This window comes from Clostridium vincentii (genome assembly GCF_002995745.1).
GTDB classification, from domain to species: domain Bacteria; phylum Bacillota; class Clostridia; order Clostridiales; family Clostridiaceae; genus Clostridium; species Clostridium vincentii.
The window spans coordinates 23,954-47,380 of sequence record NZ_PVXQ01000011.1 but is presented as its reverse complement, the minus strand read 5'-3'; the positions used below and the strand labels follow the sequence as shown (position 1 = coordinate 47,380).

Below are 23,427 nucleotides of genomic sequence, written 5' to 3'. Positions count from 1 at the left end.
CCAATAGTTCTATTTTTCCTATGTGATTATTTATTTTCTATACTATCAAAATATTTATTAGGTAACTCAATTTGAATTGTATTCTCTTTTGTTGCTGGAACCATCCCTAGTCTTTTTTCTGCGTTTGTTTTTATATTATCTAAAGATGATACTTTTAAAAGGTCTACTCTTAAAGATTCATTGTCATCCTGTACAACCTTAATTTCACTCTTTATAGTAGTAAGTTCTTTTTGCATGCTATACACATTATTATCTCTAACTATAATAACCATTCCTACAACGAATAAAAAAGCTGTTATTTGAAGAATTCCATGTCTTCTTTTCTTTTCTTCTTTTCTCTTCTTATTTCTTTCTCTTTTTGAACGCTGTAATTCCTCATACTTTTTCTTATCTGTATCCTCACTTCTTCTTTGAGGTTTTACAACTGTATTCCCGTTTACATATTCATGTTCATACTCAAATTCTTTTACTACCATAATATTCACACTCCAGCTTATTTATAACTATTCTCTATATTCTCTCTATAACTCTTAATTTAGCACTTCTACTCCTTGGATTTATCTCAACTTCTTCCTCAGTTGGTTCAATGGCTTTTCTTTTTATCAACCTAACCAGGGGTTCTTTTCCACAAGCACAAATAGGGAATTCTTTTGGACATGTACATGGGTCAGCTAACTCTCTAAATTTAAGTTTTACAATCCTATCTTCTAAAGAATGAAAAGTTATAATAGCCATACGGCCACCCTTTTTAAGTTTATTTACGCCATCTTCTATGGTCTTATTTAATATTGTCAATTCACTGTTAACTTCTATTCGTATAGCTTGAAATGTTCTCTTAGCCGGATGAGGTCCTTCACGTCTAGCCTTCGCCGGTATTGCTGCTTTTATTATGTCCACTAGTTGAAGAGTAGTTTCAATAGGCTTATTCACCCTTCTATCTACAATAAATGTTGCAACTCTTTTCGCGAATTTTTCTTCTCCATAATTTCTTATAATTTTTAGTAATTCATCAAAAGTATAATTATTTACTACATCGTAGGCTAAAAATTTGTTATCTCTATCCATTCTCATATCTAGAGGAGCATCCTTCATATAACTAAACCCTCTCTCACCTTGATCTAACTGATATGAAGAAACACCTAGGTCCATTAATATACCGTCAACTTTCGGTATATCTAAAGTGTCTAAAATATCTTCTATATTATAAAAGTTATTATGTACAAATTGTACGTTTTTATAATCTTTAAGCCTTTCTGTTGCTGCTTTTAAAGCATCCTTATCCTGATCTATGCCGATTAGCATTCCCTCTTTAGACAGATTTTTTAATAGGTGAGATGAATGTCCTGCCCCTCCAAGGGTGCAATCAACATAAATCCCATTTTCTTTTATATCTAGTCCTTGAAGACATTCATTAAGCAAAACTGGTATATGTTTAAATTCCATATTAAAATCTCCTTATATTCCTAAATCACTCATTTTTTCTGCAATTAATTGGTAATCTACATTTGATTCGTTATAATTTTTCCACTTTTCCTTACTCCATATTTCTACTCTTGTTAAGACACCTATACTTACTATTTCCTTTTCTATCCCAGCATATTCTCTTAAATTCTGTGGAATTAATCCTCTACCTTGCTTGTCCATTTCTACTTCACAAGCTCCTGCAAAAAAGAATCTTACAAAAGCTCTTGCATCCTTGTTAGATAGAGGTAGCATTTTAAGTTTTTCTTGCAAATTTTTCCATTCTTCTAGTGGATAAGCATATAAGCAGCCATCTAAGCCTTTGGTCATAACAAAGTTATTTCCAAGATCTTCTCTAAGCTTGGAGGGGACAATAATTCTATTTTTAATATCTAACGCATGTTGATATTCACCTATTAGCATAAAATTTACCCCTCCTATATACTTTTACTCTACTATGTACCACTTTACTCCACTTCTAACCACTTTAATACTTAAATTCGTTAAAATTTAAAAATCTCCTTTATTAAAAGGTAATATTTCCTTTAAAAACTTAAAGTTGTGACTTTAGTCCTGTAAAAATAGTAAAAAAGAAAGACGGCAGTGTACTGCCGTCTTTTAAAATATATAATACTATACGTTAAATCTAAAGTTTACAACGTCTCCGTCTTTCATAATATATTCTTTTCCTTCAAGTCTAAAAAGACCTTTTTCTTTAGCCTTTGCTTCTGAGCCGCAAGCTACTAAATCATCATAACTTACAACCTCAGCTCTAATAAATCCTCTTTCTATATCAGAATGAATTTTTCCTGCAGCTGCTGGAGCTTTAGTTCCTTGTTTAATTGTCCAAGCCCTAATTTCTTGAACACCTGCAGTTAAATAGCTCATAAGACCTAGTAATTTGTAAGATTCTTCTATAAGTTTATCCAGTCCTGATTCCTCTAATCCATATTCATTTAACATTTCTGACTTCTCTTCATCTTCAAGACCCGATAATTCCTCTTCAAGTTTAGCACAAACTATCATAACTCCTGAGTCTTCTTTTTTAGCGTATTCCATTACTGTTTTAACATACTTATTATCTGGTTCTCCACTCATTAAATCATCTTCTGAAATATTACATGCATATAATACAGGTTTTGAAGTAATTAAAAATAAGCTTCTAATAAATATAGCTTCCTCATCAGTAACTTCTAATGTTCTAATAGGAAGATTATCCTCTAACTGAGCTTTTAATCTTTCCATTAAATCATATTCAAACTTTGCAACCTTATCTCCGGATCTTGCAAGCTTAACTGACTTTTCCATTCTTCTTTCAATAACCTCTATATCAGAGAATATAAGTTCCAAGGTTATTATTTCAATATCCCTTATCGGATCAACTGACCCTTCAACATGAATAATATTTCCATCATCAAAACATCTTACAACGTGAACAATTGATTCAACTTCTCTAATATGTGCTAAAAATTTATTTCCTAAACCTTCACCTTTAGAAGCTCCTTTAACTAATCCTGCTATATCATAAAATTCAATTGAAGTATAAATACTTTTTTTTGAGGTATAAATTTGTTTTAGTACCTCTAATCTCTTATCCGGTACAGATACAACACCAACATTTGGTTCAATTGTACAGAACGGATAATTTGCTGATTCAGCTCCTGCCTTTGTTATTGCATTAAACAAAGTGCTCTTACCTACGTTTGGTAATCCTACAATTCCTAATTTCATTATGTACATTCCTTTCTTGTTAAAACTAATCTCTTAAAATTATACTCCACTGGGCATTATAATTCAAGAAAGAAGAAATTATTCCGTATTTTAATTGGACAATCTACAGATACTAATTTAAAATAATCAAAAATTAGGAAAGGGGATAATTATGAAAAAAAATTATTTTGTAAGTTTCTTAGTCTTAATATTAATACTAAACTTAACTTTTATTCCAGTCTATAGCTTTGCAAGTAACGAAACTAGCGAATTGAATTGGTATTATGCACGATCAAAGGAAAAAGGTAAAGCTCCTGATGGTCCTAAAGAATCAATTGCATTTTTGAAGGATTGTGGAGGTTATTTCTTAGGAGATACATCATCAAAAGTTTTATATTTAACCTTTGATGAGGGTTATGAAAAGGGTTATACAGGAGATATCTTAGATACCCTTAAAGAATTAAATGTACCAGCTGCCTTTTTCGTAGTTAAGCCCTATATTGATAGTGCTCCTGATTTAGTAAAAAGAATGGTTGATGAAGGTCATTTAGTTTGTAATCACTCTAACCATCATCCTTCCATGGCCTCCATTACTGATGAGGAAAAGTTCAACAAGGAAATAACAGATGTTGAAGAAGCATATAAAAATTTAATTGGAAAAGATATGCCTAAATTTTTTAGGCCTCCCATGGGTAAATATTCTAAAGATTGTCTTAAAAAGTTACAAGCTCTTGGTTATAAAACAATATTCTGGAGTTTTGCCTACAAAGATTGGCTTGTTGATAATCAGCCTTCTGAAAGCTATTCCATCAAAAAAATTGAAGACGGCGCTCACCCCGGTGGAATAATTCTAATACATGCTGTATCTAAGACAAATTCTAAAGTTTTAAAAACTGTGATCTCTGATTTACAGTCAGAAGGATATGAATTTAAATCATTAACTGATTTACCTGAATAAAAATAGCTATATTCTTTAATCAATATTAAAGAATATATCTATTTAAGCTTTAAGGATATATTGTCTTGTTAACAATATTCATTATACTATCTCTTTTTTTTAATGAGTTTGCTTCTAATTTTATTATAATATATTCGACTTTTTTACTAAAACTTTTGTCCCTTAGATAATTTAAATTTACTTTTACATTTATGATAGCACATTCTATTGCAGCATAAATTAAAATAGCTGCACATCCAGCATCTGATATTAACATTTTATTACCATACTTTATCGCAATCTCTATATTGTCATAAAATTTATAAGCTTCCTCTGCAAGCTCTAAAGGTGGATTCATTGCTCTTAAAGTTCCTTCAGCTATTGCTTTATCTCTAGAATACTTTTCTTCTTCAGTATTCTTTTGTAACTTATAACAATCCATTAGTTCGTTAAAATATTTCCTATCCTTCTCCATTAGTTCCAATGACTTATTAGTAAATTCACTTGCTTCTTTTTTAAACTCTAAAACTAGTTTTCTAGAATCTTCATCTAAGGCTTCAAAAGCTTTCTTATTCACAGTTAATGAATATACCATTGAGTTTAAACTTCCTGCAAGAGCAGAAACAAGGCCTGCAACACTTCCACCTCCCGGAGATGATGATTTTGAGGATAAATCCTCTACAAATTCTTCTATTTTATAATCTTTAAAATGCATTTCATATCTTCCTTTCTTCTATTAACTAACTATGATAAAACTTAAAAATGAATTAACAAAAATATTTTTATTAACAATATTAACTTTATTATATTATATAGCTCAAATAATTTATACCCTTATTACTAATTCAAAATAGATTTTTCAATTTTTAACTTAATTAATTCATAATTAATATGACAAATTGTTTATGACTATGTATAATATTAATTATATTTGTAATTAAGGAAGGTATTTATATGATTAATAAACTTTTTAGACTATCCTTTATAGGATATTTATTTCTTTATCCCCTTATACCAACAATAGTTATAGAAAAATTACCAGTTGGAGATTTATTAATGCTCTTATATATGGTTCTATTTTTTATAAAATCTATTAGTTCAAAAAACGAATGCAAAAAATTATTATGGAGACTGAAAGACAGTTCCAAAGATTTAATAATAATATCTATGATTATTACAATTGTAATTATGGGAATTTCAACTGTATATGCTTCAAGTAAAACTTTAGCAATTAGTGAATCCTTTAGATATTTAACTTATCTCATATTGTATATAGTAATAAAATATGAATTTAATATTAAAAATAATTTTTCAAAGCTAAAATTTATTCTTATAGTGCCAGCTTTTATTAGCTTTTCCTATGGTATTGTCCAATACTTTACGGGGATTGGCGTAACTGTAGATACTAATGGTGTTTTAAGAATGGAATCCACCTTAGGATATCCTACTGCATTTGCTGCTTATATTATAGTTTTAATATTCCCTTTAATGATATTTTCATTAAAAGAAAAAAATATTAAAATCAGAATATTTTATTTAACTAATGTAGCCTTAGGTATAATTAATTTAATTTTTTCATATTCAAGAAATGGATGGTTAGCTCTCGCCCTTGGAATGGTGTTACTTGCTATACTTTATAATATTAAATTTTTGTACTTATTATTATCTTTTGGTGCTGTTGGGTTACTAATACCTTTTATACGGAAAAGATTTTTACAATTAGCATTTTCTTCGACAGTTAATGAAGGAAGGTTAAAATTATGGGAAGCCGCCTTTAAAATGATTAAAGACCATCCTTTAAAAGGTATTGGAAATGGTAATTTTTCTTATCTTATAAATGATGTTGAAAAATTTCCTGAACTATATGCTATTGGTCATAGTGGTTTTCCAACTCATAATTCTTATCTTAAAATGTGGTGTGAAATAGGTCCAATAGGCGGTTTATTGTTTTTATCAACATATATTTTTATGGGAATAAAACTTTATATTAATAACACGAAATATAGCACAAAATTTTTAGGCTTCACTACAGGTGCTTTAATTACTTTCTTTACATTCTTATTTTTAAATTTATTTGATAATATGATGTTTACTCCTAAAGTAATGACAATTTTTATAACCGTTGTTTCCATGTCATTAACAATTAGTTCTAAAGATTACAATTAACAAAAACTTATTATATCCTTAAGTACAATTTATTGTTCATGTATACTATAATATATTTGAACAATAATTATACATTTAAGGAGATTATTATGAAAAAAAATGCTTTAATACTAACTTTACTTTTTGTTTTTTTACTGTCATTAATCAGTTGTGGAAAATCTGAAGAGGATTCGCTAACTGTATCTAATCCCCCCAAAAACGATTATTCTACATTAACTGATCTAGAAATGCCTAAAGATGACATCACAATAAAAATTAATGGACAAGCTTTAAATCTTACAACTCCTATTTATTTAGAAAAAAACAGGTATTATTTATGTCTCACGGAGTTAACAGAGCTTCTTAAAGGAACTATGGAAGAGGTAGATAATTCACTAAATGTTTCTTTACTAGATAAATCTTTTAAAATAGATTTATCCAATAACATAACTACTGTTGATAATACAAATTATCAATTAAAGAAAAATTTAATATCTCATGATGGTTTTTATTACATAGGATTTTCTGATTTAGCAGAAATTTTAAATATTTATAGCCACTGGGATATTGATACAAAAACTATACTATGTAAAACAGATGGCGATAATATAGAAAACGTTACGCCTTATGTTGCTAAAATTGATCAAGTTGGATATCTCAGACTTGAAGATGTTGCTTTGACTACTTTACCTGGTGATTCTGCCTGTATGGAAAAGTTGAGAGTTATTGCAAATTATCTTTCAAAAAGCAATGTACCTTTTCACATAGCCTGGATATCTCGCTATATTGGATTAAATGGAACTTTGGATGTTGATCCATTGTTAAGAAATGATTTCACTATAGCTGAACTTGTCTATACTTTAGATTATTTCAATCAACATAATGGTTCCATAGGACTACATGGGTATACCCATCAATCAGGCAATCAAAATTCTGGTGATGGAACAGAATTTGGAAGTAGTCAACCTTCTACAACAAGATTTAGGGAAAGAGTTGAAAAGGCTATTGAAACCGCTAAATATCTTGATATTCCTATTGATTTTTTTGAAACTCCACATTATGCAATTACTCCAGAACAAAATAAAATTGCTGAGGAATATTTCAAAATTTTATATTCTCCATTTGAAGATAAAGGACAGTCTGGAATAGATTTGACTAAGCCTCAATTGAGTCCATATAATCAATCTACTTATTATATTTCAACTCCACTCGACTATATACCATTTAATAATGTAGAATCTTCAATTTCTAAATTAAAAAATGCTAATACAAAAAATATGGGAAGTCTATTTTTTCATCCAAGATTAGATTTTGATAACATATCTTTATCCGTTAATAATGATATACCTGAATACTCTTATAGTGATAATGCTAATTTAAAAAAAGTAATATCCGCTTTAGAATATAGTGGTTTTAAGATGTCTAAAGTTAACGAAATAAAATAATTTATAAAAAAGATAGCAGATTAGAATTTTTCAGTCTAATCTGCTATCTTTAAAATATAATTTAAGTGATTATATTTTTTCAATTTCATTATATAAGAATTCAACAATCTTGTCCCAATCATATTTATCCCGTATTATCTTATAGGAATCATAACTTATATCATGTAAAGAATTCCGTGTCATAAACCTTTCAAGGTTCTTTGTTAAAGAATAAGTATCTCCACTTTTAACAAGTGCTCCATTACCTTCTTTAACAATTTCATATGCTATTCCAACATCTGTAGAAACTATAACATCTCCAAAGGCTGCCGCTTCTATAAATACAATTCCAAAACTTTCAAATATAGATGTTAAAGAAAATATTTTAGCCTTTTCATATTCTTTATACAATTCTATTCTATCATCTATATTACCAACTATTTTTATTGACTTACATAGTTCTGGGTTCTTATTACAAAATTCTTTATAAGACTTTTTAAATTCTTCCTCAACAGGACCGACTAAACGCAATTCCCATCCTTTACGGACATCTTCATTAACATTTTTAAAAGCTTCAATAAGCATATAAGTGTTTTTTTCTTCTACACCTATTCTAGCTACATTTAATATAATGTTTTCTTTCTGCTCATAATTATATTTTAAATTCATTTTTTCAAAATAATCAAAGTCAATTCCATTAGGTAATATTTTGAGTTTTCCTTTTAAGCTTGGTACTAATTCAATAAGCTCTGAGTATAGCTTTTCTTGTTCTACTGTTATTAACTCATACTTATTAAAAAACTTATTTAATATGCATTTACTTAATTTATTCAACTTATTAATCTTTTCTGGTAATTTATAACTACAATCTAATTTCAAATACAATTTCCCTTTTGGATTTACTAATTTATAAATAAAGGCATAACAAAATGAAGATAATGTAACGTGAAACATCTGTAGAACATCATATTTTTTACTATTTTTTAGCAAATATAAACTTCCATCAATTGTATAACTATTAAATATTCTTTTTACAAAATCCAATTTCAGCCCTTTAACCACATCATTTTGATAAGTAAACTCACCATTTTTAAAGGTAATAAGAGTTGAATTATAATTATGATTTTTATTAAGCTTAAATGGTATCATACCCATATCTTTAACTAGATGGACATTTGTACTTTTCAGATAAATCATTCCATAATTTTTCACCATAAACTTACTTACTCCTTTAATGTTTCTTTCAATTCTTTTAAATTCACTGTTCTTAAAAGTAAAACAGCTACAAGATATATAATTATAGCTAATATTATCACAATAAAAACATTTGATATGTAGTGTTTTATCAATAATATAAACATAGCCATAATTAGAGCTGGTATTAATACTAATATTACTTCTTTGATATCATTAAACTTAGCTATTTTCCGTATATATCTCCTCATTAAAACTAAATTAATGATTTCTGTAACTGTAGTTATTATTGCAGCTGCTATGTATCCATATATGGGTATAAATATTAGATTTAATAAGAAGTTTAACGAGGCTGAAATTCCTACAACTTTAAGATATTTCTTTTCTAAACCAAATGCATTTAATGAGTATGCATATACTTCTCTAATTGAGAAAACAAATATATATACCATCAATATCTTTACTGGTAATACTGCACCAATATATTGTTCATCATAGAATGCAGTTATTATATCATTAGATAATAAAAAACCTCCAATAGATATTGGTATTGTAATCATCAATACCACTCTGCATACTATTTGAAGGATCTTTTTAATCCTTTCCCTACCTTCACTATGTGCTCTAACAATGTAAGGGAATAACGTTACGAATATTACTCCAATAAAAGCAACTATAAAATTGATAAAATTATATGCAGCTTGATATACTCCCAACTCACCATATTGATTGCTATTAAACCCTAGAATAATCTTATCTATATTACCATTAACCATAGATAATAATCCAGATAGTAAAAAAGGTAATCCCATAAAGAAATAACTTTTAAATAATTTATTGTTATACTTAAACTTCAACGTAATATTATATCTTCTAAGAATTAAAATATAATATATTCCTCCACATAATACACCTATACTCATTGCTATAGGTATTACATATATATCATTGATATTTCTCACAAAAGTAAATATTATTATTGCTGGTACTATTGTTTTTAATAGGTTATATACAGCGTTATGCTTCATATCCTGTATTCCAGAAAAGAACCAATCGAAATTTATTGAAGTTGGAATTAACGTTACGCTCCAAAGTATTAATATTAATGGGAATTTTGAATTATCTGAAATAAAAAATGATATTCCAAAACTTATTAAACAGCAAATTACTGCAATAACAAGCCTAAACGAAAAAAGTTCATTAACTAATTCTTGGTACGCCTTTTCTTTTTTTACTACTAACTTTGTTCCAAATGCTTGTATTCCAAATAAAACAACTGTAGTAAAATATAGAATAAACAGTTGTGCAAAAGTTATCATTCCATAGTTATCTTTCTCCAAAACGCCAGAATAATAAGTTATGCTAATAAATCCAACTAATTGTCCTATAATATTAGCTACAGATGTACTAAAGAAATTCTTAATAAGTTTATTCATTTTCTCACCTACGACCTATTCTTAATAACGAGCCATAAAAATTTAGGAATGGCTCCTAATCTCTTTATTCTCCAGGGTTCTTTGATAACTCTATAAAGCCACTCAATACCAAAAGAAATCATCCATTTAGGGGCCCTCTTTACATTTCCAGCAAAAACATCAAAACTACCACCTACACCCATGAAAATATTACATGGAAGCTTATGTATGTTTTCCTCTATAAATATTTCTTGCTTTGGGCAACCCATTGCTACAAATATAGCCCAAGGTTTTTTCTCTATAATATCTTCTATAATATCTTTACAATCCTCTAAATCAAAATATCCATTATGACTTCCAACAATATTCAATCTTGGAATAGTAGACTTTAAGCCTTTTATACAAGCTTGCAGTGTCTCTTCCTTTGCACCTAATAAGTATATTCCCTTTCCCTCTTTAGCTCCAATAGACAGTATAGACTTAACCACTTCAATCCCTGCTATCTTCTCTTTAACAGGTGCCTTTACAATCTTTGCTGCAATGACCGTACCTACACCATCTGGTATTATAATTGAATACTCTTGATTAAAATTCTTATTAAGTCTTTCATTTTTTAAACCAGCATAAAGAACCTCTGGATTACCTGAAATAATATTAACCTTATCCCTTGTACAAATTTCCTTTAAAAGCTCTTCTTTTGATTTATTAAAAATTTTATACCCTAAAATCTTTGTATACATATGTCTTCTCCTTGGCTTTTATTTAGCAAACATCCTATCAATTTGCTGAACAATCTCATCCTCTGGATTCAATCTTTTTGCTATTTCTAAATTTAATTTTGCTTCCTTTTCATTTCCCATATTTATGTAGCACATTACTATATTTGTACAAGTCTCCACATCCTTAGATGCTTCAAATCCCTTTTTAAAATATTTAATAGCATTTTCATAATTACCTAAACATGCATAATTAATACCCAGTTCAGTAATTACTTCTAGAATTCCTGTTTCAATAGACAAACTTTCATTTAAATAGTAGATAGCCTTTTCATAATTTTCTAATTTTCTGTTTGCCACGGCTAAATAATAATAAATTAAAGGGTTCTTATTAAAACTGTCAGTTAATCCCGTAAGCATTCCTATAGCTTTCTCTGGACTTTTTTCTAATAATTCTATAGCTTCTTCGTAGGTTGTAACATTATCTATATCGCTAATTATCTCTTTTATCTCCAGGGTTACTTCTCCACCTTTGTTTAAATACTGATTTATCTCAATCTTAGCTCCTGTATAATCTCCCTTTTTCTTAAGAAATAATGCCTTATATAAATACGGTTCTGAAAGTTTATCAAATTTTTGTTTTCCCTCTTCTACATCCTTTAATAAAATATCACTAAATGCGCTATCATTTTCTATTAAAGCCTCCCCTACTAATAAAAGCTTTTTATAATAATCCTCGTTGCCTGTTAATAAAAATAGTCCTTTTATTAGAAGATATGCATCAATTAAATTATCTTCTTTTATTCTGTTTGCTACTAATCCCTTTCCACAGTCTTCACTTTCTTTTATGTTTTTTAAAACTGTTATATAGTCTTCACTATAACTAAGCTTTTCATCAGCACCTAACGCTATTAACATACCTTCAATAAAATAATATATAGGCAAATTGTTTATCTTAATTTCATTATTAACATTATTGGTTATATATTTAGAACTTATAGGAATATATAAGTCCTTTCTCTTTAAATATATGTTTTCCGGAATCTTCGTGCTTCTTTTAAATCCTTCCCAATCTACTTCTAAAAACAGTAATTTACTTAATTTTTCCTTAAATACCGCCTTATAATCCATAGTCTCCACCACCTAAACTTATTATGTATCTTATAATTATACCCTAAATGAAATAAAATGCTATCATCATTGCAAATGATAGCATTTTAAGCACATAAAAAGAAATAACAGACCAAAGATGAACTGTGTATTTGGTCTGTTATTTCTTGATTATGCCTTATTAAACTTTTATAGTTTTGAGTTTATTATATTCATAACCTTATCTTTAAATCTCTCTAGTTCACTATCAGCATTTTCTAAACTATTACCTCTAACAGCTAAGTAAATCTTCATCTTTGGTTCAGTTCCTGAAGGTCTAACAACGAAATATGAACCATCTTCTAAAATAAATTTCAAAACATTAGAAGGTGGAAGATTAATATCCTTCTTATCTGAATTTATCATATCTTCTTCTATTCTAAGTTTATAATCTAACTTAGTTAAAATTTTAACGCCATCAACATCAGTTAATTTAGTTTTTCTTAACGAATCTATACAAGCAGTTATCTTTTCACTACCTTCTTTTCCAGCAAGTTCGATTGAAACTAAATCTTCTTTAAAAAATCCATACTTCTCATAAAGATTAATTAGAGCTTCATAAAGACTGATACCTTTATCTTTATAATATAAAGTCATTTCTGCTATAAGCATTGCTGCTATAACTGCATCTTTATCTCTAACAAAATCTCCTGCCAAATATCCATAACTTTCTTCAAATCCAAATAGATATTTTTTATCTCCAGCTATATTAAATTGTTGAATTTTTTCTCCAATATATTTAAATCCAGTTAAAACATCAATAATTTCTATGTTATAATCTTCTGCAATTTTTCTAGCACCCTCTGTTGTAACTATTGTTTTAATTATAACTCCATTATCAGGCAAAGAATTTGTTTCCTTCAATGAACTTAACATGTAATTAGTTAAAAGTAATCCTGTTTGGTTACCAGTTAGGATTCTATATTTTCCTTCACCTTCATTAACAAGTACACCAATTCTATCACAATCAGGATCAGTACCAAATATTACATCAGCTGGTTCTTTCTTAGCCATTTCCAATGCTAATTCAAATACCTGTGGTGACTCCGGATTCGGATAATTAGTTGTTGGAAAGTTCCCATCTGGAGCCTCTTGTTCCTTAACTACCTTTACATTTTCATATCCTAGCTCCGCTAGCACCCTTCTTACAGGAATATTTCCACTTCCGTGTATTGGAGTAAAAATTATTTTTAAGTCCTTAGCATTTTTCTCAACTAATTCTTTTCTTATAGTTAAAGCTTTTACCTTTTCGGTATACTCTTTATCAATTTCTTCCCCTATATAAACAAGTAAGCCTTTTTCAATAGCTTCTCCTTCTTTTATTGTCTTAATTTCCTCAAAGTTATCTATTTTATTTGCAGCTGATATTATCTTATCAGCCTTATCGTCAGTAACTTGTCCACCAAATTCATCATATACTTTATATCCATTGTATTGTTTTGGATTATGTGATGCAGTAACAACTATACCACCTTGACAATTTAAATATCTTACTGAAAATGAAAGTACAGGTGTTGGTCTTAGGCTTTCATAAAGATAAACCTTAACACCGCTTGCACATAATGTTAATGCTGCAGCTTTTGAAAATTCCTTTGACATATTTCTTGAATCATAAGCAATTGCTACTGATGGATTTTTAAAATTTTCATTTAAGTAATTTGCAAACCCTTGAGTTGCTTTCGAAACTGTATATATATTCATTCTATTACTACCCGCTCCAATTACACCTCTTAAACCACCAGTACCAAATTCTAAATCCTTATAGAATCTATCTTCAATTTCCTTTTCATCTTTTATGTCACGTAGTTCACCCTTTATTTCTTCATTTATAATTTTAGAATTTAACCAATTTTCATATTTTTCTTTATACACTAAAACCCCTCCTCACTTACTCTTACCTAACTTATTATACAACATATAGATACTTTTACAATAACAAAGTTAAATTTTACCTTTTGATTACAATAAAAAAGGGTAACTTAATACCCTTTTAATTAATCAGTTACTTGTTTTTCTTCAATTTCTTCTTTAAATAATTCAGCAGTTAATTTATTTTCATTACTTACGGAAGCTATTACACTTTCTATATTATCAATAATAGATATTTTCTTATCTATTTCTAGATCTTCATATCTATACACAGCACCTACTTCGCCCTTAGATACATCAATCTTAATAGTTTTAGGTAAAACATCTGCTCTGCAGCTCACCTTTACTACAGTTTTTTCCTTTTGAAGTATTGCTCCCCTTTTATTTAACCATTCTTCTCCAACATATTGAATAGGAACTTCTAATTGCATTTCTTCATTCTCTGATATTTGCTCTAGATCAATATGGATAATTTTATGGGATACCGGATGCCTTTGAACTTCTTTTAATACTCCTCTTTCATTATTTCCGTTTATACTATAATTTAATATTCCATGTTCTCCTGACGAAAAGAGTTCTTTAGCTAATTCCTTTTCATCTACCTCCACTAGAACATTTCCAATTTTTTTACCATATAATATTCCAGGAACTGATCCATTCATTCTTTCTTTTTTTACACTATATCCTACTTTTATTTTTCTATTTGTTAAATTCAAACTTAACTCACTCCTCTTATACATTTTTATACATATATTGTTATTATCCCAAAAATATATTTTTTTATACATATAGAATCAAATTAAGGAATTCTTTTCAAAAATCTTCTAATGTTTAGCATTTAAAATACAAGTATTCCCTTTTATATTAATTGATTCTTTATTACTACAAAATTAACGTAATATATATTGCATAGTCCATACTTATACAATATAATCATATAGGATTAATATTCTAAAATATTAATTTAATATATTATTCTAAATAGAGTAATTAAGAAAGCAGGCGTATAAATGAACAAATATGATCAAAGAAAAACACCATTATTCGATGCTTTAAAAGAGTATGTTAATAGAAACACCTTACCTTTTCATGTTCCAGGACACAAAAAAGGAGTAGGTATGGATGAAGAATTTAAAGATTTTATGGGAGAAAATCCATTCAAAATAGATGTTACTGTGTTTAAACTTGTTGATAGTTTACATCATCCAACAGGACCTATTAAAGAGGCACAAGAACTTGCTGCAGATGCATATGGAGCTGATGCAAGCTTTTTCTCTATTCACGGCACTTCTGGTGCTATCCAAGCAATGATAATGTCTGTAGTCTCCGACGGAGATAAATTACTCGTTCCTAGGAATGTTCACAAATCAGTTACTGCAGGAATTATTTTAAGTGGAGCAATACCTATTTTCATGCAGCCTGAAGTTGATGCAAAATTAGGTCTTGCTCACGGTGTTGCTCCTGAAATTGTAGAACAGGCTTTAAATGAAAATCCTGATGCAAAAGCTGTTCTTTTAATCAATCCAACCTATTATGGAATAGCTACAGATTTAAAAAGAATTGCAAAGATTGTTCATAATCATAACATTCCATTAATAGTGGATGAGGCTCATGGTCCTCACTTAGGATTTTGTGATGAGCTTCCAATATCTGCACTTGAAGCAGGCGCAGATATTTGTGCCCAAAGTACCCATAAAATTATAGGGTCCTTAACTCAAGGTTCATTGCTTCATGTAAAGAGCAAGTTAGTTAATCCAAACCGTGTTAAACAAATATTAAATTTATTACAAACAACTTCTCCTTCATATATCCTAATGGCTTCTTTAGATTGTGCAAGAAGGCAAATTGCCTTAGAAGGGAAAAAACTTTTGAAAGAAACTATTGAATTATGTAATTATACTAGAGAAGAAATAAATAAAATTCCAGGCTTATATTGCTTTGGCAAGGAATCTTTGATAAATTCTGGATCATTCGCTTTAGATCCAACTAAGCTTACTATCTCTTGCAGAGATCTTGGTATTACCGGTTATGAACTAGAGACTATATTAGCAGATGATTACCATATACAGATGGAATTATCAGATTTTTATAACATCTTAGCAGTAGGTACCTTTGGTGATACTAAAGAAGGTAATGACAAGTTATTAAAAGCTTTAAAAGAAATCTCTAATGAATACTATGGTAAAAGACCTTCTATTCCTGATTTCTTAGATATTCCACCTACACCTAAAAAAATTATAAATCCAAGAGAAGCCTTTAATTCAGACAAAGTAGATACTTTATTAAAGGATAGTGAAGGGAAAATTTCCGGAGAATTTTTACTAGCATATCCACCAGGGATACCTATTCTTTGTCCTGGCGAGCAAATTACTAAAGAAATAATTAGCTATGTACAAGACCTGAAAAAAGCTAAATTATATGTCCAAGGGACTGAAGATTTAACAGTAACTTATATAAAAACTGTTAAAAGATAAAGAAGTAAGTATAGGCCTTTGCCTATACTTACTTCTTCTATTTTTCATGATTACTTTCCTTAATAATCTCCTCAATCTCTTTAACTGTAAGTCCTGTAGCTTCACTAAGTTGATCTAAATCATTTATATCAAACATTTCTCTTGCCATATAAAGGACTAACTTCTTCATTTGTTTCTCAACAATAGGAGGTAAGTCAGTAATAATTTCTTCATCATTATTTGTTAATGTATATAATATAGACTCCCCTATTTCATCTTCATTAACTTCTTTTCTCTTGTAGTCATAGTCTGATAAAAATATTAAAGTTTTGCTTTCACAAATCTTTTTGCTGTACTCCTCATCAGATATAACTTCGATACCAGCATCTTTTAGCATAGTACAAGTAATACCTTCACCTTCTATAATCTCTCCAGCAAAATTACCATCATAAACATAATTACAACCACAAGATGGACTTCCATCCTTTAAAATAGCTGCTAGGGTCCCAGATGCCTTTGCTATTTTTATAGTTTCTTTTGCTCCTCTTAAGAAAGCTGCAGTAACATCTTTACCATCTTTTGTAATAACCTTACCTATTCCTTTAGTACTAATAGATTCTGCATCTCCTATAATCTCTGCTGAAGGTCTAGGAGTAGCGAGGCCACCTAACTGTTCTGGACATATTAAAATAGCTTGATCCTGCTCCAGCAAAGCAAGACAATCCTCATTTAAATTATTTTCGCCACTATATTTACAATTTACTCCACATAAACAAGCGCTTATTAAATACATATTAATCACCTCATACAAATAATTATTTTAATTCTACCATAGTTACACCATCCCCACCTTCACCATAAACACCTAATCTATAGCTTTTCGCGTGAGGGTGTCTCTTTAACATATTATTAATTGCCTGCCTTAAAACTCCTGTTCCTTTTCCGTGAACTATAGCAACTTCTCCAAGATTAGACATACATGCTTCATCTAAATATTTATCTGCTATATAACATGCCTCTTCAGCATCTAAGCCTCTTAAATCCACCTTACTTTCAACAGCTTTAAGATTAAGCTTTAATTCTCTTTTCTTCTTTTTCTCCTTAGACTTAGGAGTATTTTCACCTTTTCTTAAATCTTTAAGCTTAACATTTATCTTCATAATACCTGCCTCAACTTGAACTTCTCCTTTATTATCTGGCATAGTAATTATAATAACCCGTTGATTTAAAGATGGTAAAAAAGCCTCCATCCCAAGGCTAACTTTTTCTATAAGTTCTCCAGAATTTTCTCTTTCCTTTAAAATAGAATTTTCTCTATCTTCAAGGGAATCTTTAAGTTTTGTTCTTTCTTCTTCAAGTCTTTTTCTTCCACCACCTGAAATTCCTAGCTTTTCAAGTTCTCTCATGGCTTTCAAGATTTCATCAGCCTCATCCTTAGCTCTTGCTATGATTTCCTTAGCTTCTTGTCTCGCTTCTTTATAAGCTTTATCGCGACTTATCTCTAGTCTTTTAAGCTTTTCTTCATAATTTCTTTTTTCTGTTTGTGCTTGAATTCTAAGTTTTTCTGCATCTCGTGCATCCTTATTAGCTTTTATACTCTTTTCCTGTAAATCTCTAATTAAATCTTCAAATTGAATATTATCTTGGGACATATGTTCTTTAGCTTTTTCTATAACAGAATTATCTAATCCCAGCCTTTTACTAATTTCAAATGCATTTGACTTTCCTGGAATACCTATTAATAATCTATATGTTGGTCTTAACGTCTCAATGTCAAATTCCACAGATGCATTCTCTACCCCTGAGGTTCTTAATGCATAACCCTTTAGTTCGCTGTAATGAGTAGTCGCTATTATTTTTGTTCCTCTCTCTTTTAAAGTCTCTATAATTGAAATAGCTAGAGCCGCTCCCTCTGTTGGATCAGTTCCTGCTCCAAGCTCATCAAATAGTGCTAAGGAATCCTTATCAGCATATTTAATAACTTCCACAATGTTAGTTAAATGTGAAGAAAATGTTGATAAACTTTGCTCAATACTTTGTTCATCTCCGATATCAGCATATACTTCTTTATAGAAACTAATAGACGACCCTTCTTTTGCACATATTAAAAGTCCACTCATTGCCATTAGGTGAGTAAGACCTATAGTCTTTAATGTTACAGTTTTACCTCCAGTGTTTGGACCTGTAATCATTAGTGCCGTAAATGTTTCTCCTAGATACATATCAGAGGAAACTGCCTCTTTTACTTCTATTAAGGGATGTCTTGCATCAATTAAATTAAATTCACCATTTTCATTTACCTCTGGCATAATTCCTCTTATTCCTGAAGAATATTTACCCTTTGCGAATATAAAATCTATTTTAAGTAATATTTTCATATTGCTACTTAGTATCTCTGCATTTTCTTTTACCTTCCTTGAAAGTTCCAAAAGAATTCTTTCAATTTCAGCCTCTTCCTTAAGTTTTAATTCTTTAATATCATTATTAATATTTACTAAGCTCATTGGTTCTATGAAAAACGTTGCTCCTGTTGAACTTAAGTCATGAACTAATCCAGGAACTAAGCCCTTATACTCTGACTTAACAGGCAACACATATCTATCTCCTCTCATAGTATATATTGCATCTTGAAGATATTTTGCATTACTTCTAACTATGGAATTAATTTTTTCTCGTACAGAAGAAATTTTTTCCTTTAAGCTTCTTCTAATATTATGAAGGGAGCTACTTGCCCTATCACTGACTTCCTCTTCAGAAATAATTGCCCTTTCAATTTCAGACTCTAAACTATTTATTGGGGAGAGAATATACCCCAGGTCCTCAAGCTTAGGATAACTTTGTTCCTCTTCTTTTCTCCCTAAATATTCCTTAACTGTTCTGCTGCATCTTAACATATTTCCAACTAATAGAAGCTGACCAGCACTTAGTGTACCGCCTTTTTTTGCTCTTTCAAGACCTTCGCGTATATCATGTAGCCCTTCAAATGGAGGATTTCCCTTATTTATTATTAAATCATATGCTTCCTTGGTTTCTTCTAATGCATTTTTAACATCATAAACTGATTCATAAGGAACTAATTCTTCAACCAATTCCTTACCGCCGCTTGTTACTGCATATTTTTTTACTTTGTCTCTTATCTTATTGAATTCTAATATTCGTAATGCTCTTTGATTCATTCTTTATTCTACACCTCTTTTATAATGGCCTTTTGTATATAGCTTTCCATCAATGCTATAATTACCCTTTAACATATCTAATACATTTTTAACTTCTAATGAGCTTTCATCCTTAAAATCTACTCTAAAAGTTTCAACTCCTATAGTTTTTAAATCGTCTATTTCCTCTATTAGATTTAGTGGAACATTATTTAAAATATGGCTTCTACAATAGTTATCTGTCATTACTTTAAAACTTTCATTCATTCTATCTACTAAAGTAAAAGTATCTTTCATACATACTCCATTGCATTCCTTATCTTTTGACTTTTCTCCAAAAGTACTACCTATCGGACAATACTCACTTACCATAAGTTCAGTTTTCCCATAAATAGAGCATGCTACTTTAGTAATTTTACTCTTCATTATTTCCTTGATTTCACGTCTATTAAGTTCAAGACTTAAGGATACAATACCCATATCTTCTCTTGCAAAGTTTAGTGCCTGTGAATTAAATATATTAAGCTTATAATCTCCAATAACATTTAATTGATCCTTATAAAGATTAATAATTCCAGTATTTGAAGTTATTATTCCACTAATCTTCTTTTTTAGTTTTTCAATAATATTCACAATAGAATTAAACTCACCCTTGATTATCCCAGGAGTTAAGATATATAAGTTTACATCTGATATATCATCTATATCCTTAATTCTTATAGCATCCTTTTCCCTACTAAATAAGTCAATACCAATATCCTTAACCTTTCCTTCAATTAAAATATCAAGTTGGGCCTTTGTAGTGCAAGTAAAAAGCATTTCAACAGAAGATGCTTCTTTAGAAGGTTTTAAAATTTTCTCCCCAGTTTTTCTTCTACGCCTATCTTTTGCCGTTACTTCTTTTTCTATCTTTTCAAACAGTTCTCGTCTTAAATTATTTATAGCTGATATTTTTATAAAGCCTTCTTCATATTCTTTAAATTCAATATTTTCAATCTTATATGGATATTCTCCAGACTTCTTAAGAGACTCTACTATTCTTTCTCTATCTAAAGCCTTATGCTCAGCTTTTTCAACAATATCTCCTTGAACTTCATATGTATTGCCCAAATATGTGGCGGTTATGGAAATACTTTCTCCAATTTTAAATTTTACATCTCCTGTAAGAAGTATCTTTTTATAAAATGGTTTCATGCTATCTTCTAGAGAATCAAAAAGAGCCTTACTTGATGTTCTAAATAAAACATCGCCCTTCCTATATTCTTTTGGAAATAATTTTACCCGATCCCCTCTATTAGCTTCCTTAACTTCAATTCCATCTTTAATAATTTTGCTTAAGGTAAATCCTTTTTCTCCAAATCTTATTCCATCCCCAAGGATTATAGTTTCCTCTAATATAATATCTCCTACATCTTGAGCTTTACCGATTTGTATCCCTGTATTTTTAGGAAAGAGATAACTCATCATATCCTTACCAACATTTTTATGTAAATAAGCCTTTGAAAATCCTTCTCTATTAAATAATTGAAGAAGAATTTTTTCACCTTCTACAACATCATATTTTTTATTTTCAGTTTCCTTGTCTATTGCTTTCCTATAATTCTCAACAGTACCTGCAACATACTCAGGTCTTTTCATTCTGCCCTCAATCTTTAAAGATGATGTTCCACTTTCTATAATATCTTTTATATCATCAATAGTACAAACATCCTTAGGACTTAGAAGAAAGCCTCTTTTTTCACCCATATTTTTCGATTTTAAAGTGTATTGCATTCTGCAAGGCTGAGCACATCTGCCTCTATTGCCACTTCTACCACCTATCATTGAACTCATTAAGCATTGTCCTGAATAACAAACACAAAGAGCTCCGTGAACAAATATTTCTGTCTCTAGTGCTAGATCCTTTGATATATATGCTATCTCATCTAGAGCTAATTCCCTGGATAAAATTACACGTGTAAATCCCTTTTCTTTAAAATAAAGAGCACCCGCTCCATTATGTATAGTCATTTGAGTAGATGCATGAACCTGGAAGTCATTATAGTTTTCCTGTATAAGACTTAGTAAACCTAAATCCTGTATTATTAATGCATCCACTCCTATTTCATACAAATATCCTACATATTTTATAGCATCTGAAAGTTCGCTTTCCTTAAGTATTGTATTCATAGTTACATATATTTTAACTCCATAGCAATGACAATAATCTACTGCTATCTTTATATTTTCATTATCAAAGTTTGATGCATTGGCCCTAGCTGAAAATTTACTTCCGCCTAAATATACTGCATCTGCACCACTATTAATAGCAGCATAAAGACTTTGCATGCTTCCTGCCGGTGCTAATAATTCTATATTTTGCATGTTTATCTCCCTTATTTTTTATATTTTTAGCCTAGTCGTTCTATTTTAATTTATATCATAAAAATCAGACTTATGCCACTACTTAAAAACAAGAAAAAAGGCGACAACTTTGCCACCTAAAATAACTTCTATTTAATAAGAGCATTCTTCGCCTTTCTCATCTTTGCCATTTCAATCTGAACATCTTCTAATTTTTTTTCAAAATCCATAATTCTATATTTTGCAGTCTTAAGATCCATACTTGACTCCTTATTATTATTCATAATCTTCGACTTTTCATAAGATAGCTTACCAACTTGATCTTCAAGTTCCTTTATACACTTCTTTTTTTCTTCAAGGTCCTCTTCAAGTATTCCTTTTTCTAAAACATAATTTTCTTTAAAAGCCTCTTCCATGGATGCTTTTGTATCTCTATCTTTTTCAAATTCCTTTTCATTTTCATTTACCTTTTTCTGTAGTCCCTTCATTTCGTCCATTAAGGAACTTACCTCATTCTTTAATTCGCTATTTCGTCCATTTAGCATCTCTAATTCCTGCTCTAGTGATCCCTTTGAATTCTTAATTCTAGCAATATTATCTTCTAATTCTTTTTTATCCTTTTTTAAACCTTTAATTTCGAGACTTAATACTTCTTGTCCATATTTAGCTTGATCAATTATTTTTTTGCTTGTCTCCTTTTCTTTCACTACCTTTTCTAATTCCTTTTTAACTGAATTTTCTGCATAGACTCCCTGTTGTAATTTTTTACTTAAAGATGCATTTTTATCCCTAACCTTAACAATTTCTCTATTTAGCATTTCACTCAAATTGTTAACTTGAGCTAACTCTTCTACAAATTTAGCAGTTTCATCTTTCAAAGTTATATTAACTTTATTTAGGCTGTTATTATTAGCTTCTAAAACTTTATTTTTTTCAATATGCTTTGAGATTTGATCTTTCAAACTATTTATTTTATTATTTAAACCATTTAATAATACACCTTTTTCCCCTTGAGTCTTATCTACATTTACTCTAAGTTCTTTAATTGTATCACTTAAAGTTTGATTTCTTTCTTCTAAAGATTTCTTAGACTTCCTTAATTCATTTCCTTCCTTATCTACCTTATATAATTCATCAGCTATGTTTATTGCAGTAAGAACTCCAGCATCCCCCGTACTCAAAAAGGAGTTTTTGCTTGTAATCTCTCTTATCTTACTATCTACATACTCTGCTACTTCCTTTAAATATTTCTCATTCTCCACGCCCTTTAAGTTATATTCTCTATTATTTATATTAACTGTTACCTTAATCATCATAACACCTCGCAAAATTCTATTCATAAGTAATTATAGGGTACTTAGTTATATAAAACAAGACAACTTATTAAATCAATTAGCCTATAGTCTATAGAAATAATGTAATTTATTTACATTATGCTTTTTAATTGGTATTATAT

Annotated in this window: 19 protein-coding genes; 4 read left to right on the top strand and 15 right to left on the bottom strand. The window is 29.5% G+C overall.

Translation table 11 applies throughout. The features are described 5' to 3' along the window. Positions 1 to 26: 26 nt before the first annotated feature. The 4 genes from CLVI_RS06770 to ychF all read right to left on the bottom strand — a co-directional run bounded on the left by CLVI_RS06770 (position 27) and on the right by ychF (position 3,192). A complete protein-coding gene (locus CLVI_RS06770) occupies positions 27 to 476 on the bottom strand; it encodes an FtsB/FtsL family cell division protein (RefSeq protein ID WP_106059359.1) in 450 nt (149 codons plus the stop codon). 34 nt (positions 477 to 510) lie between these two features. Beyond that, positions 511 to 1,443 carry a 16S rRNA (cytosine(1402)-N(4))-methyltransferase RsmH gene (rsmH, locus tag CLVI_RS06765; RefSeq protein ID WP_106059358.1) on the bottom strand — a complete coding sequence of 311 codons (933 nt, stop codon included), beginning with the start codon at positions 1,441 to 1,443 and terminating at the stop codon, positions 511 to 513. A 12-nt stretch (positions 1,444 to 1,455) separates the two neighbouring features. Next, positions 1,456 to 1,884 carry a division/cell wall cluster transcriptional repressor MraZ gene (gene mraZ, locus CLVI_RS06760; protein ID WP_106059357.1) on the bottom strand — a complete coding sequence of 143 codons (429 nt, stop codon included), beginning with the start codon at positions 1,882 to 1,884 and terminating at the stop codon, positions 1,456 to 1,458. Between the two features lie 210 nt (positions 1,885 to 2,094). Beyond that, positions 2,095 to 3,192, bottom strand: coding sequence for a redox-regulated ATPase YchF (gene ychF / locus CLVI_RS06755; RefSeq protein ID WP_106059356.1), 1,098 nt, complete (start codon positions 3,190 to 3,192; stop codon positions 2,095 to 2,097). Positions 3,193 to 3,343: 151 nt separating this feature from the next. On the opposite strand from ychF, the gene pdaA reads away from it, so the two are divergent. Continuing rightward, complete coding sequence (gene pdaA, locus CLVI_RS06750) at positions 3,344 to 4,129, top strand: delta-lactam-biosynthetic de-N-acetylase (RefSeq protein WP_106059355.1); 786 nt, start codon at positions 3,344 to 3,346, stop codon at positions 4,127 to 4,129. Positions 4,130 to 4,178: 49 nt separating this feature from the next. Here pdaA and CLVI_RS06745 read toward each other — a convergent pair whose 3' ends face one another. Continuing rightward, positions 4,179 to 4,823 (bottom strand): cyclodeaminase/cyclohydrolase family protein, encoded by a 645-nt coding sequence (locus CLVI_RS06745; RefSeq protein WP_106059354.1) that lies wholly within the window; start codon positions 4,821 to 4,823, stop codon positions 4,179 to 4,181. A gap of 239 nt (positions 4,824 to 5,062) precedes the next feature. On the opposite strand from CLVI_RS06745, the gene CLVI_RS06740 reads away from it, so the two are divergent. Next, entirely contained in the window at positions 5,063 to 6,274 is a 1,212-nt protein-coding gene (locus CLVI_RS06740; RefSeq protein ID WP_106059353.1) for an O-antigen ligase family protein, read from the top strand. 89 nt (positions 6,275 to 6,363) lie between these two features. After that, positions 6,364 to 7,698 carry a DUF2334 domain-containing protein gene (locus CLVI_RS06735; protein ID WP_106059352.1) on the top strand — a complete coding sequence of 445 codons (1,335 nt, stop codon included), beginning with the start codon at positions 6,364 to 6,366 and terminating at the stop codon, positions 7,696 to 7,698. Between the two features lie 69 nt (positions 7,699 to 7,767). Here the strand turns inward: CLVI_RS06735 and CLVI_RS06730 are convergent, their stop codons facing one another. The 6 genes from CLVI_RS06730 to CLVI_RS06705 form a co-directional block, all read right to left on the bottom strand. Continuing rightward, a complete protein-coding gene (locus CLVI_RS06730; RefSeq protein ID WP_106059351.1) occupies positions 7,768 to 8,892 on the bottom strand; it encodes a glycosyltransferase family 4 protein in 1,125 nt (374 codons plus the stop codon). Between the two features lie 8 nt (positions 8,893 to 8,900). Beyond that, positions 8,901 to 10,307, bottom strand: coding sequence for a flippase (locus CLVI_RS06725; RefSeq protein ID WP_106059350.1), 1,407 nt, complete (start codon positions 10,305 to 10,307; stop codon positions 8,901 to 8,903). 8 nt (positions 10,308 to 10,315) lie between these two features. Beyond that, positions 10,316 to 11,026, bottom strand: coding sequence for a WecB/TagA/CpsF family glycosyltransferase (locus CLVI_RS06720; protein WP_106059349.1), 711 nt, complete (start codon positions 11,024 to 11,026; stop codon positions 10,316 to 10,318). Positions 11,027 to 11,044: 18 nt separating this feature from the next. Beyond that, positions 11,045 to 12,133: a tetratricopeptide repeat protein gene (locus CLVI_RS06715; protein ID WP_106059348.1), complete on the bottom strand. Its 1,089-nt coding sequence runs from the start codon at positions 12,131 to 12,133 to the stop codon at positions 11,045 to 11,047. Positions 12,134 to 12,301: 168 nt separating this feature from the next. After that, complete coding sequence (locus CLVI_RS06710; RefSeq protein ID WP_106059347.1) at positions 12,302 to 14,023, bottom strand: phospho-sugar mutase; 1,722 nt, start codon at positions 14,021 to 14,023, stop codon at positions 12,302 to 12,304. A gap of 122 nt (positions 14,024 to 14,145) precedes the next feature. Continuing rightward, entirely contained in the window at positions 14,146 to 14,736 is a 591-nt protein-coding gene (locus tag CLVI_RS06705) for a 50S ribosomal protein L25 (protein WP_242980597.1), read from the bottom strand. Between the two features lie 294 nt (positions 14,737 to 15,030). Between CLVI_RS06705 and CLVI_RS06700 the strand changes: the two genes are divergently transcribed. Next, entirely contained in the window at positions 15,031 to 16,494 is a 1,464-nt protein-coding gene (locus tag CLVI_RS06700) for an aminotransferase class I/II-fold pyridoxal phosphate-dependent enzyme (protein ID WP_106059346.1), read from the top strand. Between the two features lie 37 nt (positions 16,495 to 16,531). Here CLVI_RS06700 and CLVI_RS06695 read toward each other — a convergent pair whose 3' ends face one another. The 4 genes from CLVI_RS06695 to CLVI_RS06680 form a co-directional block, all read right to left on the bottom strand. Next, complete coding sequence (locus CLVI_RS06695) at positions 16,532 to 17,266, bottom strand: 2-thiouracil desulfurase family protein (protein WP_106059345.1); 735 nt, start codon at positions 17,264 to 17,266, stop codon at positions 16,532 to 16,534. A 22-nt stretch (positions 17,267 to 17,288) separates the two neighbouring features. Beyond that, positions 17,289 to 19,649, bottom strand: a complete 2,361-nt coding sequence (locus tag CLVI_RS06690; protein WP_106059344.1) for an endonuclease MutS2 — start codon at positions 19,647 to 19,649, stop codon at positions 17,289 to 17,291. Between the two features lie 3 nt (positions 19,650 to 19,652). Beyond that, positions 19,653 to 21,992 (bottom strand): U32 family peptidase, encoded by a 2,340-nt coding sequence (locus CLVI_RS06685; protein WP_106059343.1) that lies wholly within the window; start codon positions 21,990 to 21,992, stop codon positions 19,653 to 19,655. Between the two features lie 128 nt (positions 21,993 to 22,120). Next, on the bottom strand, positions 22,121 to 23,311 hold the full coding sequence (locus CLVI_RS06680) for a cell division protein ZapA (RefSeq protein ID WP_106059342.1): 1,191 nt from the start codon (positions 23,309 to 23,311) through the stop codon (positions 22,121 to 22,123). Positions 23,312 to 23,427: the final 116 nt, after the last annotated feature.